Source organism: Rhizobium sp. RU33A (assembly GCF_900156055.1).
In the GTDB taxonomy this organism is placed as follows: domain Bacteria; phylum Pseudomonadota; class Alphaproteobacteria; order Rhizobiales; family Rhizobiaceae; genus Allorhizobium.
Map to the genome: position 1 here is coordinate 380871 of NZ_FTMQ01000001.1, position 16553 is coordinate 397423.

The window sequence follows — 16553 nt, forward strand, 5'->3', positions numbered from 1 at the left end:
GGTTGATTCCCCGGTCCCAAGAGATGATGCCGCACCCATGGCCACAGCAGAGCTTGCATTCGACGATCTCCTCGACATCGACGCGCTCCGTGCGTCCTGCAAGACCATCGCGGAGGCTGGCTGCGGCAATATGCTGGAGACCCGCTCGAAGCTCCTGCCGATCCTGAAGAAGGCCTCTGCTGAGGCCCGCGAACAGGCGCGGCTGAAGCTTTTCGAAGATGGCAGCGGCATGAACTGCGCCAACCGGATTTCCTGGATCCAGGACCAGTTGATCTCTGTCATCTTCGATTTCGCCCGCACCCATGTCTATCCGAAGGACGCGAACGGTCTGGCCGTTGCGGCCGTCGGCGGTTACGGCCGCGGAACCCTGGCGCCAGGTTCCGATATCGACCTGCTCTTCCTGCTGCCGCCAAAGGCTGGTCCCGCCATGCACAAGGCGGTCGAGTTCGTCCTCTATCTGTTGTGGGATGTCGGCTTCAAGGTCGGCCACGCCACCCGCACGGTGGAGGAGTGCATCCGCCTGTCGACCACGGACATGACCATTCGGACCGCGATCCTCGAAACCCGCCATATCTGCGGCGACGAGGCTCTGGTCAGCGAACTCCAGCGCCGTTTCGATCAGGAAGTGACGACCGGAACCGCCCCCGAATTCATCGCCGCCAAGCTCGCCGAACGCGACGAGCGGCACCGCAAGGCCGGCGACAGCCGCTACCTCGTCGAGCCCAATGTCAAGGAAGGCAAGGGGGGCTTGCGCGATCTGCAGACCCTCTTCTGGATCGCCAAATACAATTACCACGTCCGCGATACCGGGGAACTAGTGCGCCTCGGCGTGCTGTCGCGCCACGAATGGCGCCTTTTCCAGAAGGCCGACGATTTCCTCTGGGCCGTCCGCTGCCATATGCATTATCTGACGGGCAAGCCGGAAGAGCGGCTCTATTTCGACATCCAGCCGGAAATCGCCAAAAGCCTCGGCTACCAGGCCCGCCCGGGCCTTTCCGCCGTCGAGCGCTTCATGAAGCATTACTTCCTCGTCGCAAAGGACGTCGGCGATCTTACCCGCATCTTTGCAGCAGCACTTGAGGACCAGCAGGCCAAGGCCGCCCCCGGTATCGGTGGCATGATCGGCCGGTTTGCAAACCGCCCGCGCAAGATCCCCGGCGCCAGCGAATTCATCGACGATCGCGGCCGCATTGCGCTTGCCGATCCCGGCGTCTTCAAGAAGGACCCGATGTCGATCATGCGCCTCTTCCATGTGGCGGATTTGAACGGGCTCGAATTCCATCCCGATGCCTTGAAGGCCGTCACCCGCTCGCTGTCGCTGATCACCCATGATTTCCGCGAAAGCGAAGAGGCCAACCGCCTGTTTCTTTCGATCCTGACCTCACGCAAGGATCCGGGTTTCATTCTTCGGCGCATGAACGAGGCCGGCGTGCTCGGTCGTTTCATGCCGGAATTCGGCAAGATCGTCTCGATGATGCAGTTCAACATGTATCATCACTATACCGTCGACGAGCATCTGATCCGTACGGTCGAGGTGCTCTCCGAGATCGACAAGGGCAAGGCGGAGGAGATCCATCCGCTCGCCAACAAGATCATGCCTGAAATCGAGGATCGCCAGACGCTTTATGTCGCGATCCTCCTGCACGATATTGCCAAGGGCCGCCAGGAGGATCACTCCGTCGCCGGCGCCAAGGTCGCCCGCAAGCTCTGCCCGCGTCTCGGTCTCTCGCCCAAGCAGACCGAAATGGTCGCCTGGTTGATCGACCAGCATCTGCTGATGTCGATGGTGGCCCAGACGCGTGACCTGCATGACCGCAAGACGATCACCGACTTCGCTGAAAAGGTGCAGTCCCTCGACCGGCTGAAGATGCTGCTGGTGCTCACCATCTGCGACATCCGTGCGGTAGGCCCGGGTGTTTGGAACGGCTGGAAGGGCCAGCTGCTGCGCACGCTCTATTACGAGACCGAGCTCCTGCTCTCCGGTGGCTTCTCCCAGGTCTCGCGCAAGGAGCGGGCCAAGCATGCCGCCGAGCAGCTCACCCAGGCGCTTGAAGGTTGGAGCCAGAAGGATCAGCGCACCTATACCAAGCTGCACTACGAGCCCTACCTGCTCTCGGTCGATCTCGAAGACCAGATCCGTCACGCCCATTTCATCCGCCAGACCGACAAGTCAGGCCAGGCGCTGGCGACAATGGTGCGCACTCACCAGTTCCATGCGATCACCGAAATCACGGTGCTGTCTCCTGACCATCCACGTCTCCTGTCGATCATCGCCGGCGCCTGTGCGGCTGCCGGCGCCAACATCGCCGATGCCCAGATCTTCACGACCTCGGATGGCCGCGCGCTCGATACGATCCTGATCAATCGGGAATTCCCGATCGACGAGGACGAAACCCGCCGCGCGGCCACCATCGGCAAAATGATCGAGGACGTTCTCTCGGGCCGTAAGCGCCTGCCAGAGGTCATCGCCACGCGCACCAAGGGCAAGAAGCGCAACAAGACCTTTCCGGTCCAGCCGGATGTCCGTATCTCCAATGCGCTGTCCAACAAGTTCACCGTGATCGAGGTGGAATGCCTCGACCGCATCGGTCTTCTCGCTGAAATTACCGCAGTCCTGTCGGACCTGTCGCTGGACATTCATTCGGCACGGATCACCACCTTCGGGGAAAAGGTCATCGATACCTTTTATGTCACCGATCTCGTCGGACAGAAGGTGACCAATGAGAACAGACAGGCCAATATTGCCAATCGTCTGAAGCCGGTGATGACCGAACAGCCGGACGAGCTCAAGGACAACATGCCCTCGGGCATCATCGCCCAGCCACACCGCGCAGCGCCGGCGCCAAAAAAGGCACGGGCCTGAGGAATGAGCCTCGTCAAGAAATTCATGACGGTCGGTGGGGCGACGCTCGGAAGCCGCATCTTCGGGTTCGCGCGCGAAACCCTGATGGCCGCGGCACTCGGCACCGGACCGGTCGCCGACGTCTTCTATGCTGCCTTCCGCTTCCCCAATCTCTTTCGCCGTCTGTTTGCCGAAGGGGCCTTCAATGCCGCCTTCGTGCCGCTTTTCGCCAAGGAGATCGAGGCGAATGGCATTGATGGCGCCAAGCGCTTTTCCGAAGAGGTTTTCGGAGTTCTCTTTTCGGTCCTGTTGATCCTGACCATCGGCATGCAGCTGTCCATGCCGTTGCTGGTCCAGTGGATCATCGCGCCGGGCTTTGCTGACGACCCGGAAAAGTTCGACCTGACGGTGCGCCTTGCGATCGTCATGTTCCCCTATCTGATGTGCATGTCGCTGACGGCCATGCTGAGCGGCATGCTGAATTCGCTGCACCACTTCTTTGCCGCAGCCATCGCTCCGGTCTTCCTCAATATCTTGATGATCGGTGCGCTCGGCTGGGCGCTGTGGACGGGGGCTGATCCCGCCGCGACCGCCTGGGCGCTGTCCTGGTCCGTGCTGGGGGCAGGCCTGTTGCAGATGGCCGTTGTCTATCTCGGCGTGCGCCATGCCGGCATCCGCATCGGCTTCAAACGTCCGCGTTTTACCCCCAACGTCAAGCGCTTGCTGGTGCTCGCCGTGCCCGCCGCCATCACCGGCGGCATCACTCAGATCAACCAGCTCATCGGCCAGGCGATTGCCTCGACGAAAGAGGGGGCAATCTCCGCCCTGCAATATGCCGACCGCATCTATCAGCTGCCGCTCGGCGTGGTGGGCGTCGCCGTCGGCGTCGTCCTCCTGCCGGAACTCGCGCGTGCGTTGAAGGGCGGTCACATGAACGAGGCGAAGGGGCTGCAGAACCGCTCGATCGAGTTCGTGCTGCTCCTGACGCTGCCGGCCGCTGCCGCAATCTGGGTGCTCTCCGACGAAATCATCCGGGTGCTTTACGAGCGCGGCGCCTTTTCCGAACAGAACACCGCGGTCGTCGCCTCGATCCTCGCGATCTATGGTATCGGACTGCCTGGCTTCGTGCTGATCAAGGCGCTCCAACCGGGTTATTACGCCCGCGAAGACACCAAGACGCCAATGCGTTTCACCATAGTATCGGTCGCGCTCAACACGGGGCTTGCCATCACGCTCTTCCCGATCTTCGAGGAGAGCGGCATTGCGATGGCCGAGGCCGCCGCCGGCTGGACCAACACCATTTTGCTGTTCTCCGTGCTGCTGTGGAGGGGGCACCTCGTTTTCGAGTGGTCACTGCTCACGCGCACCCTGCGTCTGATCATCGCCTCCGCCATCATGGCTGGCCTGCTCGTTTACCTCTCCGATCGTTGGGCTGCCTGGCTGGCTCCATCGAGCCCGCTCTTCGACCAGCTGCTGGCGCTGGGTGGTCTGATCGCGATCGCCATGCCGGTCTACTTCGGCATCGCCTTCCTGATCGGCGGCGCGGATTGGCGCCTGGTCCGTCGCAGCCTCAAGCGCAGGAAGAAAACCGCTGACGAGGCCGCAACGACCGCACCCGATCCGGATCAGCAGTAAGTCCAGGTGCGTTTCGGGCCGATATCGACATGCACGATGCCGTTGCAGTAACGCCCGATGCCGCCGATGCCCGGCGCGCTGCGGGCGGCCGCTACGATCCTCTTTTCGGGCACGCCGGGGACGCGAATGTCCGCTGCAAAACAGTGGCTGTGCTGGGAACGGCCGGAGCGCGGGCGATGCCCTGAGGTGACAACCGGCTTCTTGCCGGTCTTCTTGGCGATGTGGGCCAGGATCGCCTTCAATTCGTCGGGAAAGCAGTTGGCTTTGACGCTGACCCGCTGCAGCGTGTAGGCGACAGCAGTATCGTGCTTCATGAAAAAGTGTCGCTTCTTCTTCTCCACGGCCTCGACGGGGGTGAGGAGGCAGAGCGAAAGAACGCAGCCGAGCGCGACGCGAAACAAAGTGCGCATGAGTGACCTTCTGGAATGGAATTGTTCTTTTGAGCGATCCAGATCGCTTTCGGCGGGTTTTTATTCCCCGAAATGTGTCAAATTTGGTGCACTTTGCTGGTTTCTGCTTTTTGAGGCGTCGCGAGGCTGCGAATCACGGTTCCCTTGCGTCGCGAAATCATTCCCTAAACCCCTCGATTCTGGGAGGAAATTTCCCTATGCGTGACATCGACGGTGTCTTCGTCACACATCAAACCGAAAGTGCGATTTCATGAGCGGAAACAGCCTCTTTCTCGTCAGTCTGGTCGTGGACACCTATGATCGGGCCAAGGCCTTCTATTGCGATGCTCTCGGCTTCGAGTGCCTTGAGGACACCCAGATGCCCGACGGCAAACGCTGGCTGGTGGTCCGTCCAATCGGTTCCGAAGGCGCCTCGCTTCTCCTCGCCGAGGCGTCGAACGATGCCCAGCGTGCCGCGATCGGCAACCAGGCCGGTGGCCGCGTCGGCTTCTTTCTGAAAACGGATGATTTCGCCCGCGACCATGCGCGCTTCATGAAGGCGGGTGTCGTCTTCCAGGAGGCGCCGCGCCATGAGGTCTATGGAACCGTCGCAGTCTTCCAGGACATCTACGGCAATCTCTGGGACCTGATCGAGCCTGCGTCCACCGAACCCGCGGTCTCCGCCGAAGTGAGCGCTTGATTGCGCCCGGTCCGGCGTGCATAAGCCCTGACCGACGCGATCAGATGATCGGGCCCTCCACCAGCCTGTTGAGGATTACAATGACTGAGTTCAAGCCGCTGGTTTTCTCCGGCGTTCAGCCGACCGGCAATCTCCATCTCGGAAACTATCTCGGTGCCATCAGAAAGTTCGTCGCGCTCCAGGAAAACAACGACTGCATCTACTGCGTCGTCGACCTGCACGCACTGACGGCCCAGCTCGTCCACGAGGACATGGCGACCCAGATCCGCTCGATCACGGCCGCCTTCCTCGCCGCCGGCATCGACCCGAAGAAGCACATCGTCTTCAACCAGTCCCAGGTGCCGCAGCATGCGGAGCTCGCCTGGATCTTCAACTGCGTCGCCCGCATCGGCTGGATGAACCGGATGACCCAGTTCAAGGACAAGGCCGGCAAGGATCGCGAGCAGGCCTCGCTCGGCCTCTATGCCTATCCGAGCCTGATGGCCGCAGACATCCTCGTCTACCGCGCGACCCATGTGCCCGTTGGCGAAGACCAGAAGCAGCATCTGGAGCTCGCCCGCGACATCGCCATGAAGTTCAACCTGGACTTCCACGACAAGATTAAGCCGACGGGCCTCGGCATCGACATCAAGGTCGGCGAAGAGCCGGTGCATGCCTATTTCCCGATGGTAGAGCCGTTGATCGATGGCCCGGCGCCCCGCGTCATGAGCCTCAAGGACGGCACCAAGAAGATGTCGAAGTCGGATCCATCAGACCTTTCGCGCATCAACCTGATGGACGACCAGGACGCGATCTCCAAGAAGATCCGCAAGGCCAAGACCGATCCGGACGCGCTGCCGAGCGAAGTCGATGGCCTCAAGGGTCGCCCGGAAGCCGACAACCTCGTCGGCATCTTCGCAGCGCTCGCGGACCGCTCCAAAGCGGATGTTCTTTCTGAGTTCGGCGGCCAGCAGTTCTCCGTCTTCAAGCCGGCACTGATCGATCTGGCGGTCGCAGCACTTGGCCCGATCAATGCCGAGATGCGCCGCCTGATGGAAGACCCCGGTCACATCGATGCGGTCCTCCGGGACGGCGGCGAGCGTGCCCGCACCCGCGCTGAAAAGACCATGAACGAAGTCCGCGACATCATCGGATTCGTGCGATAAGGTCTCGGTCGCTGGCGGGTCCGCCCGGAGCCCGCCCGCGTCACATGTCATCGGTCCGGCGGCGGGATTCTCTATGGTTTCAACGCGTCTGTCACGTCTTGAAGGTCACCGCCGCAAGTTCATGGCGGTGATTGACAACACCCCGGAATGCTCGCGTGCTGTCCACTATGCCGGCCGCCGCGCCAAGAATTCCAATGGCGGACTGGTGCTGATCTACGTAATCCCGGAAGGCGACTTCCAGCAATGGCTGGGCGTCGAGGAGATCATGCGGGCCGAAGCGCGCGAAGAGGCCGAAGCCATCATGGCAAAGGCTGCCCAGACCGTGCGCGACACCATCGGTATCGAGCCGGAGCTGATCATCCGTGAGGGAAGCGCCTATCCCGAGATCAATGGTCTGATCGAGGAAGACCGCGACATCGCCATTCTCGTTCTGGCCGCAGGGTCGACGAAGGAAGGTCCGGGCCCTTTGGTCTCGATGATCGCCGGTCGAGCTGCTGCTTTCCCGATTCCGGTCACGGTGCTGCCGGATACGCTGACCAATGAGGAAATCGACGCGCTTTGCTAATTTGAGCATCCTGCCGATCACGTCTTGAAGATGGAGACTGCAGGGTCTATTTTTGAAGCATTCTAATCTTTAGCGGTGCACTCACCGCACGGAGGCCAACATGTTCATCCAGACCGAAGCCACGCCGAACCCGGCGACCCTGAAATTCTTGCCCGGCAAGGTGGTCATGGAGATGGGAACTGCCGAATTCCGCGACGAAGGCAGCGCCAGCGCCTCGCCGCTTGCTGCGCGCATCTTCGCGATCCCGGGCGTTACCGGCGTCTTCTTTGGCTACGACTTTGTCACCGTCTCCAAGGATGGCCCCGAATGGCATCACCTGAAGCCGGCGATCCTCGGCACGATCATGGAGCATTTCATGAGCGGTGCCCCGGTCATGGGCACGGCGTCGACTTCAGCACAGACCGATAGCGATGAGGAATTCTTCGATGCCGGCGACGAGACAATCGTCGCGACCATCAAGGAACTGCTCGAAACCCGCGTGCGTCCTGCTGTCGCCCAAGATGGCGGTGACATCACCTTCCGCGGCTTCAAGGACGGCAAGGTCTTCCTCAACATGAAGGGCTCCTGCGCCGGCTGCCCGTCCTCGACGGCGACCCTGAAGCATGGCGTCCAGAATCTTCTGCGCCACTTCGTTCCGGAAGTGCAGGAAGTCGAAGCGGTCTGATTAGACCGGACTGGAGACGACATGATCGTTCTTGCGATCGACACGGCGGGTGTGGACTGCGCAGCCGCCGTTTTTGATTCTGACACCGGCACCATCCTCGGTCGCGTCAGCGAAACCATCGGTCGCGGCCATGCCGAACGCCTGATGGCGATGATCGATGTGGCGCTTGACGAAGCGAAGCTCACGCTCGCCGATTTGCAGCGTATCGGCGTGACCGTCGGTCCGGGCTCCTTCACCGGTATCCGTGTCGGTGTCGCGTCCGCCCGTGGCCTGGCTCTTGCGCTCGGCGTAGAATGCGTTGGTGTCTCGACACTGGAAGTGCTGGCGCAGACCGCATCCGAACCGGAAAAGCCCGTGCTGGCCGCGATCAACGCCCATCGCGATCAGGTCTATGCCCAGAGCTTCGAACACAGTGCGCCTCAGGGCGAGCCACTGCTGCTGGAGCTCGACGACTATCTCGCCCGCGCCGTAGTCCCGGGCATAACACTTGTCGGCTCGGCTGCTGCCCTTGTTGCCGACCGTGAGGTTGAAACCGCCCCCGATCACTACCCGATCGAGATCGTCGCGCGCATTTCAGGAATGGCGAAAGCTCAGGGCAAGCCGAAGCCGCTTTATCTGCGCGGACCGGATGCGAAACCGCAGACCGGGTTTGCCGTATCGAGAGCCTGACATGCGCGACAACCTGTTCTACCGCCAGCCTGAATTCGAAATCGTGCCCATGATCTCCGAACACTGCCGTGCAGTGGCCGAGCTGCATGCCCAGCGCTTTCCCCGCGCCTGGGGCGACGGCGAGTTCCTCAGCCTGCTCCTCCAGCCCAACAGCTTCGGCTTTGCTGCTTGGCAGACCAATACGCTGATCTTCAAGGCGCCGTTGGCCGGCTTTGTCCTCTCTCGCGAAGTGGCCGGCGAAGCGGAAATCCTGACGATTGCTGTCGGCGACAAGGTCGCCCGCTTCGGCCTGGGCTGGCGCCTCATGCAGGCGGCGCTTCGCGAGGCGAAGGCGAGGGGCGGCGAATCCATGTTCCTTGAGGTCGATGACGGCAACCACGCAGCCCTCGGGCTCTACCGCAAGCTCGGCTTCGAGAAGGCCGGAGAGCGTCCGGCCTATTACACCGATGAAAACGGCCGCCGGTCCTCCGCGCTTGTCATGCGCCGCGATCTTCGCTAACCGGTCGGTTGGACGAACCGACCTTCTGCGGATATGCTGACACCATGAATGACGCCCTGAAATCGTTGGAAACGCTGTGTGCCGAGCGGGGTATGCGCATGACCGAGCAGCGCCGCGTCATTGCTCGCATCCTCGAAGAATCCGACGATCATCCCGATGTCGAGGAGCTTTACCGCCGCTCGTCGAAGGTCGATGCCAAGATCTCGATCTCCACGGTCTACCGCACCGTCAAGCTCTTCGAAGACGCCGGCATCATCGAGCGGCACGATTTCCGCGATGGACGCTCGCGCTACGAGACCGTGCCGGAAGAACACCACGATCACCTGATCGACCTGAAGACCGGCACCGTTGTCGAATTCCACTCTCCGGAAATCGAAGCGCTCCAGGAGCGCATTGCCCGCGAACACGGCTTCCGCCTCGTCGGCCATCGCCTTGAGCTTTACGGCATTCCGTTGTCGAAAGACGAGAAGTGAGCCGATGCCCGCCATGCCAGTGAGGCCCGCGTGATCAACTGGCTGAGGGTCGGGCTCTATCTGATCGTACTGCTCGTGGTCTCTGGCCTGCTGATCCCGGTCCAGCTTTTGGCACTGCGCTTCGACTGGCCGCTCCGCCGGCGTTTGCCGCGCCACTGGCATCGTCTGGCCCTCTGGTTCCTCGGCATCCGCGTCCATGGCCACGGCGCGCTCGACACCCGCCGCCCCCTGATGATCGCCGCCAATCACGCTTCCTGGAAAGATATTCTCGTCCTCGGCTCACTCGCCGATGTCACCTTCATCGCAAAGACCGAGGTTGCCTCCTGGCCCGTCTTCGGCTTCCTGGCAAGGTTGCAGAAAACCATCTTCGTCGTGCGGGAAGAAAAGCGCCGAACCGGTGATCAGGTCAACGAGATCGCGGCCCGCATGGCCGATGGCGAAATCGTCGTGCTCTTCCCGGAAGGCACGACGTCCGATGGCAACCGTATCCTGGGCATCAAGTCCTCGCTCTTTGGGGCGGCCGCGGCCGCCCTGCCACCCGAAGACGACGCGGTGGTGCATGTCCAGCCGGTCGCGATTGCCTATACCCGCGTCCAAGGCATGCCCATGGGCCGCTATCACCGTCCGATCGCTGGTTGGCCCGGCGATATCGGCCTTGTGGAGCATCTGCTCGGCGTCCTGCGTGCAGGGGCCATCGATGTCGATGTCACCTTTGGCGAGACGGTGGAGTTCAAAAAGGGCGACAGCCGCAAGGCACTTGCCACCCGCATTGAGGAGCAGTTGCGCTCGATGCTGCTCGCCCATCTGCGCGGCCGTCACGGTCGCTGAGCCTTACAGACAATTTTTCGGTTTAATCGCGGCCCGAAAACCACTAAATAGCGCGCCATGACCCAGGAAACCGCGACCCTCTCCGAAACCCCGGCGCCGGGCGCCAATACGCGCAAGGTCTTCATCAAGACCTATGGCTGCCAGATGAACGTCTATGACAGCGGCCGCATGGCCGATGCCCTGGCGGCGGATGGCTATGCCCCGACCGAGGTTATGGAAGAGGCCGATCTCGTCCTGCTCAACACCTGTCACATCCGCGAAAAGGCCGCCGAAAAGGTCTATTCGGCGCTCGGCCGCCTGCGTGAGCACAAAAAGGTGCGTGCGGCGGAAGGCAAGGAATTCATGATCGGCGTCGCCGGCTGTGTGGCCCAGGCCGAAGGCGAGGAGATTTCCCGTCGAGAGCCGGCCGTTGATGTCGTGATTGGCCCGCAGACCTATCACCGTCTGCCGCAGGCGCTGCACAAGGCCCGTGCCGGTGAGCGCGTGGTCGACACCGAATATGCGCTGGAAGACAAGTTCGAGCATCTGCCGGACCCGACCAAGGTTGTCGGCAAGCCTCGCTCGGTCACCGCCTTTCTTACGGTGCAGGAAGGCTGCGACAAGTTCTGCACCTTCTGCGTGGTGCCTTACACTCGTGGGTCGGAAGTCTCCCGCCCGCTCTCCCAGCTTTTGGGGGAAGCCCGTCGCCTGGTCGACAGTGGTGTGCGCGAGCTGACTTTGCTCGGCCAGAATGTAAACGCCTGGCATGCCGAGGACGAACAGGGCAGGGCGATCGGCCTCGGCGATCTCCTTTACAAGCTTGCCGAAATCCCCGGTCTCGCCCGTTTGCGCTACACCACCAGCCACCCGCGCGACATGGATGACCGTCTGATCGAGGCGCATCGTGACCTGCGCATGCTGATGCCTTACCTGCATCTGCCGGTGCAGTCCGGCTCCGACCGGATCCTGAAGGCCATGAACCGCCGCCACAAGGCCTCCGAATACCTTGCGCTGATCGAGCGCATCCGCTCTGTCCGTCCAGACATCGCGCTGTCTGGCGATTTCATCGTCGGTTTCCCGGGCGAGACGGAAGAGGATTTCGAAGACACGATGAATCTCGTGCGCGAAGTGAACTACGCGCAGGCTTACTCGTTTAAGTATTCAACACGGCCAGGAACACCGGGTGCCGATTTGCCCGACCATGTGGCCGAGGATGTGAAGACGGAACGCCTGGCTCGGCTCCAGGCGCTGTTGCTCGGGCAGCAGCAGGCCTTCATGCAGTCGATGATTGGCAAGATCATCGATCTGCTCTTGGAGAAGCCGGGGCGTATGCCGGGACAGCTGATTGGACGCTCGCCCTGGCTGCAGTCTGTGAATGTTGATGCAAAGTCATCGCAAATCGGTGACATTATACAGGTACGAATCACCGCAGCCGGCCCAAACAGCTTGTTTGCCGAGGTGGCAGAGGGTTAGAGTGAGGGCCTGAACCTGATCGCAACAGGAGCCTGATCGCTTGAACGCAACAGAAGTGGTTTCCTCACCCTCGCGCAATGTCCGCACAACTGCGACCGACGCCAATCACTTCATCTTGACGTTCGAGAACAACCGGCTTGCGAGCGAGCTCTTCGGTCAATTCGACCAGCATCTGAAACTTCTCGAGCAGCGCCTTCAGATCGAAGCCCGTGCGCGTGGCAATTCTGTCGCCATTACGGGCGAGTTGCAGGCCACCAACCAGGCCCGCCGTGCGCTTGATTTCCTCTACGCCCGCCTGCAGAGCGGCGGATCGGTCGACGCTTCTGACGTCGAAGGTGCGATCCGCATGGCGGTGGCCGCCGACGATCAGCTGTCTCTGCCGACAATGGAGCGCAAGGCCAAGCTCTCTATGGCCCAGATCTCCACGCGCAAAAAGACGATTGCCGCCCGCACCCCGACCCAGGACGCCTATATGCGCGCGCTCGAACGGTCGGAAATGGTCTTCGGTGTCGGCCCGGCCGGTACGGGTAAGACCTATCTCGCCGTTGCCCATGCGGCCCAGTTGCTGGAGCGCGGTGTGGTAGATCGTATCGTGCTGACCCGCCCGGCCGTCGAAGCCGGTGAGCGTCTGGGCTTTCTGCCCGGTGACATGAAGGAGAAGGTCGATCCGTATCTTCGCCCGCTCTATGACGCGCTCTACGATATGATCCCCGGCGACAAGGTCGAACGTGCCATCACCGCAGGCGTCATCGAAATTGCCCCTCTCGCCTTCATGCGCGGACGGACGCTCGCCAATGCCGCGATCATCCTCGACGAGGCGCAGAACACCACCTCGATGCAGATGAAGATGTTCCTCACCCGCCTCGGCGAGAACGGCCGCATGATCATCACCGGCGACCCGAGCCAGGTCGATCTGCCGCGCGGCGTGACCTCAGGGCTCGTCGAGGCCTTGCAGGTGCTGAAGGGCGTGGAGGGCGTGTCGGTCGTCCGCTTCAAGGATACGGATGTCGTGCGTCACCCGCTTGTCGGCCGCATCGTGCAGGCCTATGACGCCAAGTACAAGGTACAGGACGAGAGCGAGCAGAGCGAGCACTAGGGCCCGCTCTGCGATAAAACGATGAGCCAGTTGGATATACAGATCGCCGTCGAGGCAGACGGTTGGGCAGACGAGGCAGCGTTGGAGGCTTTGGCCCTTCGCGTTCTTGGTGAAGCTGAACGCTATATGGCAGCGAACGAGAGCCAGCCCTTCCCGAAGCAACCGACCGAAGTTTCTCTCGTATTCGGTGACGACGATATGATCCGCGAGATCAACGCCGAATGGCGCGACAAGGACAAGCCGACCAACGTCCTGTCCTTCCCCGCCTTCCCGGTGACGCCCGGCAAGATGCCGGGGCCGATGCTCGGCGATATCATCATCGCCCGCGAGACGGTGGAGCGCGAGGCGGTCGATCTCGAAAAGAGTTTCGAGGATCATTTGACCCATTTGATGGTTCATGGATTTCTGCATCTGTTCGGCTATGACCACATCGAAAATGATGATGCAGAGAAAATGGAATCGCTGGAGACTCGCATTCTGGCGAAACTTGGCCTATCTGACCCCTATGCGGGACAAGACCCGATCTGATAGTTTGGAACAATGACCGATTTTGCGACAAGAACGGCCCCCGAGGCCAAAGAAAGCAACGAAGGATCGTCTTCGGACGAGGGCAGTAGTCCTACGCGAGCGGAAAGCTCGGCCCGACAACATCCTTCCTTCTGGGCCCGACTGGGCCGCATCCTGAAGCCGTCCTCCTCCACGAGCCTGCGCGAAGACCTGACGGTCGCCCTGAGCGCCGATGCCAGCCTCGGAGAGGCCTTCACGCCCGAAGAGCGGGCGATGCTCAACAACATTCTCCGCTTCCGCGAAGTCCGCGTTGAAGACATCATGGTCCCACGTGTCGATATCGAAGCTGTGGACCAGAGCGTGACCATCGGCGAGTTGATGACCATCTTCGATGTATCCGGACGCTCGCGTATGCCCGTCTATGCCGACACGCTGGACGATCCGCGCGGCATGGTCCACATCCGTGACCTGCTGTCCTACGTCACCAAGCAGGCCCGCAGTCGCAGGCGTGTAACGGCCAAGGCCGCCAACGGAGCGAACGGTGGCGAGAAGGCTGAAAAGACCGAAAAGGTCGAGAAGTCTGCCAAGCCGAAGATCGACTTTGATCTGGCCCGCATCGATCTCAGCAAAACGGTCGCCGAAGCCGGTATCATCCGCTCAATCCTTTTCGTGCCGCCCTCGATGCTGGCCTCCGACCTGATGAGCCGCATGCAGGCAGCACGCACCCAGATGGCGCTCGTGATCGACGAATATGGTGGCACCGACGGTCTCGTCAGCCACGAGGACATCGTCGAAATGGTCATCGGCGACATTGACGACGAACATGACGACGAAGAAGTCATGTTCAGCCGCGTCTCCGACGATGTCATTATCGCCGACGCACGCGTCGAACTGGAAGAGATCGCCGAAGCGATCGGTCCGGATTTTGACATTGCCGACCGGATCGAAGACGTCGACACGCTGGGTGGTCTGATCTTCTCGGCGCTCGGACGCATCCCGGCGCGTGGCGAAGTTGTCCAGGCTCTGCCCGGCTTCGAATTCCATATCCTGGATGCGGATCCGCGCCGCATCAAGCGCGTCCGTATCGGCCGCAAGCGGGCCGGCGCACGCCGTCGGTCAACTGCCAAGGGTGATGTGGAAGCTCGTGCGGACGAGGCTGCCGAGGCAAACGCCTCGAAGGCCACCGTTGCTCCATCGGGTGAGACTGCAGCGAAGTCGCGTACACGGGCGGCTGCCAAGCCGCGCGGAACGAAGGTCGAAACACCACCCGTCGTCGAGCCTGCCCCGGAAGCCCCGTTGGCCGAGATGGAAAGCGCCGAGCGACCGTCAGTCTGACGGTCGCCACCCTCGGCACCGAAAACCGCGACATGGCCTGCGTTTTTTGGGAGACTGGCCACGACTGATTCGGGGCATAAGGGGTGGACATGCAGGCTTTGGCAGCGAGGATCCTGCTCATGTGGGGTCTCAGGCGGGCAGGGCTCGCGGTGCTCGCAGGTGCAATCGGGGCGCTCGCCCTGCCGCCCTTCGACATCTTCGCATCGATGTTCATTTCCTTCACGCTGCTGGTCTGGCTGCTGGACGGTGCGACCGGCAATGCCGATACGGGCAGGGCAGGGCTTTCGTCCTCCTTCTGGACGGGCTGGCTCTTTGGTCTAGGGTATTTTGTCTGTGGCCTCTGGTGGCTCGGAAACGCTCTGCTGCTGGAAGCGGACGAATTCGCCTGGGCAATCCCGCTTGCGGTTCTGGGCCTGCCCGCCGTGCTCGCCATCTTCTATGGACTGGCCACGATGCTTGCACGTCTCGTCTGGTCGGATGGGATGGGCCGCATAGCAGCACTTGCTGCCGCCTTCGGCTTTGCCGAGTGGCTCCGCAGCTTCGTCGCGACCGGTTTCCCCTGGAATGCGATCGGCTATGCCGCCATGCCCGTCCCCTTGATGATGCAGTCGAGCCATGTGCTCGGCGTCCTCGCCATTACACCGCTGGCCGTCTTTGTCTTTGCAACTCCGGCACTCCTCGGCACGCGTCGCGGGGCGTGGCCCGGCTTGCTGCTGGCCGCGAGCCTTCTCAGCGCGCATCTGGGTTATGGCGCCTACCGTCTTTATGTCGCGCCGGTGTTTCCGACGGACAATACGCTCACTGTCCGCCTCGTGCAGCCATCGATCGATCAGTCGCAAAAGATGGAGAACACCGACCGCATCGGCATCTTCGAAAAGCACTTGGCGCTGACGGCTGCAGCACCGGAGGAAGGCAAGCCCCGGCCGGATGTGATCGTTTGGCCGGAAACCTCGGTCCCCTTCATCCTGACGGAAAACCCCGACGCTCTGACGCGCATCGGCGATGTGCTCGAGGGAGGACAGATCCTGCTGACCGGCGCCGTCCGGGCCGAAGAGCGCGGCGCGGGCCAGATGCCGCTCTACTATAATTCCGTCTACATGATCGACGACAAGGGTCAGATCCTCGCCGCAAGCGACAAGGTTCACCTGACGCCCTTCGGAGAATACGTGCCCTATGAGAGCCTGTTGCGGGAATTCGGGATCGAGGAGCTGATCAGCCTGCCCGGCGGCTTCACCGCAGCCTCCAGCCGCACGCCTTTGAAACTTCCTTCAGGCCTCGGGCTCTATCCGTTGATCTGCTATGAGGCGATCTTTCCGGCGGAAATTGCGCCTGATCTCGCTGGCGCCAGTGTCATCCTGAACGTCACCAATGACGCCTGGTTCGGCGCAACCCCGGGCCCATACCAGCATTTTCTCCAGGCCCGCTTGCGTGCCGTAGAGACTGGCGTGCCGTTGATCCGGGTGGCCAATAACGGCATTTCCGCCGTGATTGACCCCTACGGACGCGTCATTGAGGGACTTTCTCTTGATGCCGTCGGAGCGTTGGATGCAACCTTCGGTGTAGAATCTGTCCCGAAAGAAAGTCCCCACAACCACAATTTAAACTTTTGGTTGGTGCTGGTGTCTATGAGCCTTTTGGCTGTAATTTCTAGTCTGGGTTTTATTAGGCGGACGAATTGACCAAAAACCCCTAAAATTGCATAGTGGCTCAGACCGATAATCTGCAAGTATGCTGAAAGATCATCGATGGCGAGC

General features: G+C 61.5%; 16 protein-coding genes. 15 read left to right on the top strand and 1 reads right to left on the bottom strand.

Annotation, left to right across the window (positions count from 1 at the left end; all coding sequences use genetic code 11):
- Window positions 1-37 precede the first annotated feature (37 nt).
- Together BW978_RS01915 and murJ are read left to right on the top strand one after the other, a co-directional pair.
- Window positions 38-2863 (top strand): [protein-PII] uridylyltransferase, encoded by a 2826-nt coding sequence (locus tag BW978_RS01915; RefSeq protein WP_076391708.1) that lies wholly within the window; start codon window positions 38-40, stop codon window positions 2861-2863.
- A 3-nt stretch (window positions 2864-2866) separates the two neighbouring features.
- Window positions 2867-4477: a murein biosynthesis integral membrane protein MurJ gene (murJ, locus tag BW978_RS01920; RefSeq protein ID WP_076391710.1), complete on the top strand. Its 1611-nt coding sequence runs from the start codon at window positions 2867-2869 to the stop codon at window positions 4475-4477.
- On the opposite strand, the gene BW978_RS01925 is transcribed toward murJ, so the two are convergent.
- Window positions 4468-4887, bottom strand: a complete 420-nt coding sequence (locus tag BW978_RS01925) for a YcbK family protein (protein ID WP_076391712.1) — start codon at window positions 4885-4887, stop codon at window positions 4468-4470. The genes murJ and BW978_RS01925 overlap by 10 nt on opposite strands.
- A gap of 250 nt (window positions 4888-5137) precedes the next feature.
- Between BW978_RS01925 and BW978_RS01930 the strand changes: the two genes are divergently transcribed.
- The 13 genes from BW978_RS01930 to lnt all read left to right on the top strand — a co-directional run bounded on the left by BW978_RS01930 (window position 5138) and on the right by lnt (window position 16478).
- On the top strand, window positions 5138-5566 hold the full coding sequence (locus BW978_RS01930) for a VOC family protein (RefSeq protein WP_076391714.1): 429 nt from the start codon (window positions 5138-5140) through the stop codon (window positions 5564-5566).
- A gap of 80 nt (window positions 5567-5646) precedes the next feature.
- On the top strand, window positions 5647-6711 hold the full coding sequence (trpS, locus tag BW978_RS01935) for a tryptophan--tRNA ligase (protein ID WP_054149144.1): 1065 nt from the start codon (window positions 5647-5649) through the stop codon (window positions 6709-6711).
- A gap of 73 nt (window positions 6712-6784) precedes the next feature.
- Window positions 6785-7276 (top strand): universal stress protein, encoded by a 492-nt coding sequence (locus tag BW978_RS01940; protein WP_076391716.1) that lies wholly within the window; start codon window positions 6785-6787, stop codon window positions 7274-7276.
- 100 nt (window positions 7277-7376) lie between these two features.
- Entirely contained in the window at window positions 7377-7940 is a 564-nt protein-coding gene (locus tag BW978_RS01945) for a NifU family protein (RefSeq protein ID WP_076391718.1), read from the top strand.
- Window positions 7941-7961: 21 nt separating this feature from the next.
- Complete coding sequence (gene tsaB / locus BW978_RS01950; RefSeq protein WP_076391720.1) at window positions 7962-8609, top strand: tRNA (adenosine(37)-N6)-threonylcarbamoyltransferase complex dimerization subunit type 1 TsaB; 648 nt, start codon at window positions 7962-7964, stop codon at window positions 8607-8609.
- 1 nt (window position 8610) lies between these two features.
- Window positions 8611-9108, top strand: coding sequence for a GNAT family N-acetyltransferase (locus tag BW978_RS01955; protein ID WP_076391722.1), 498 nt, complete (start codon window positions 8611-8613; stop codon window positions 9106-9108).
- 44 nt (window positions 9109-9152) lie between these two features.
- Window positions 9153-9581, top strand: a complete 429-nt coding sequence (locus BW978_RS01960; RefSeq protein WP_076393124.1) for a Fur family transcriptional regulator — start codon at window positions 9153-9155, stop codon at window positions 9579-9581.
- Between the two features lie 30 nt (window positions 9582-9611).
- Complete coding sequence (locus BW978_RS01965) at window positions 9612-10409, top strand: lyso-ornithine lipid O-acyltransferase (protein WP_139330269.1); 798 nt, start codon at window positions 9612-9614, stop codon at window positions 10407-10409.
- Window positions 10410-10466: 57 nt separating this feature from the next.
- Window positions 10467-11861, top strand: coding sequence for a tRNA (N6-isopentenyl adenosine(37)-C2)-methylthiotransferase MiaB (gene miaB, locus BW978_RS01970; RefSeq protein ID WP_076391724.1), 1395 nt, complete (start codon window positions 10467-10469; stop codon window positions 11859-11861).
- A gap of 40 nt (window positions 11862-11901) precedes the next feature.
- The gene (locus BW978_RS01975; protein WP_076391726.1) at window positions 11902-12957 is read left to right on the top strand and encodes a PhoH family protein; all 1056 of its coding nucleotides are present in this window, start codon (window positions 11902-11904) and stop codon (window positions 12955-12957) included.
- A gap of 21 nt (window positions 12958-12978) precedes the next feature.
- A complete protein-coding gene (gene ybeY / locus BW978_RS01980; RefSeq protein ID WP_076391728.1) occupies window positions 12979-13485 on the top strand; it encodes an rRNA maturation RNase YbeY in 507 nt (168 codons plus the stop codon).
- A 12-nt stretch (window positions 13486-13497) separates the two neighbouring features.
- A complete protein-coding gene (locus BW978_RS01985; RefSeq protein WP_244551865.1) occupies window positions 13498-14799 on the top strand; it encodes a hemolysin family protein in 1302 nt (433 codons plus the stop codon).
- An 89-nt stretch (window positions 14800-14888) separates the two neighbouring features.
- On the top strand, window positions 14889-16478 hold the full coding sequence (gene lnt, locus BW978_RS01990; RefSeq protein ID WP_076391730.1) for an apolipoprotein N-acyltransferase: 1590 nt from the start codon (window positions 14889-14891) through the stop codon (window positions 16476-16478).
- Window positions 16479-16553 lie beyond the last annotated feature (75 nt).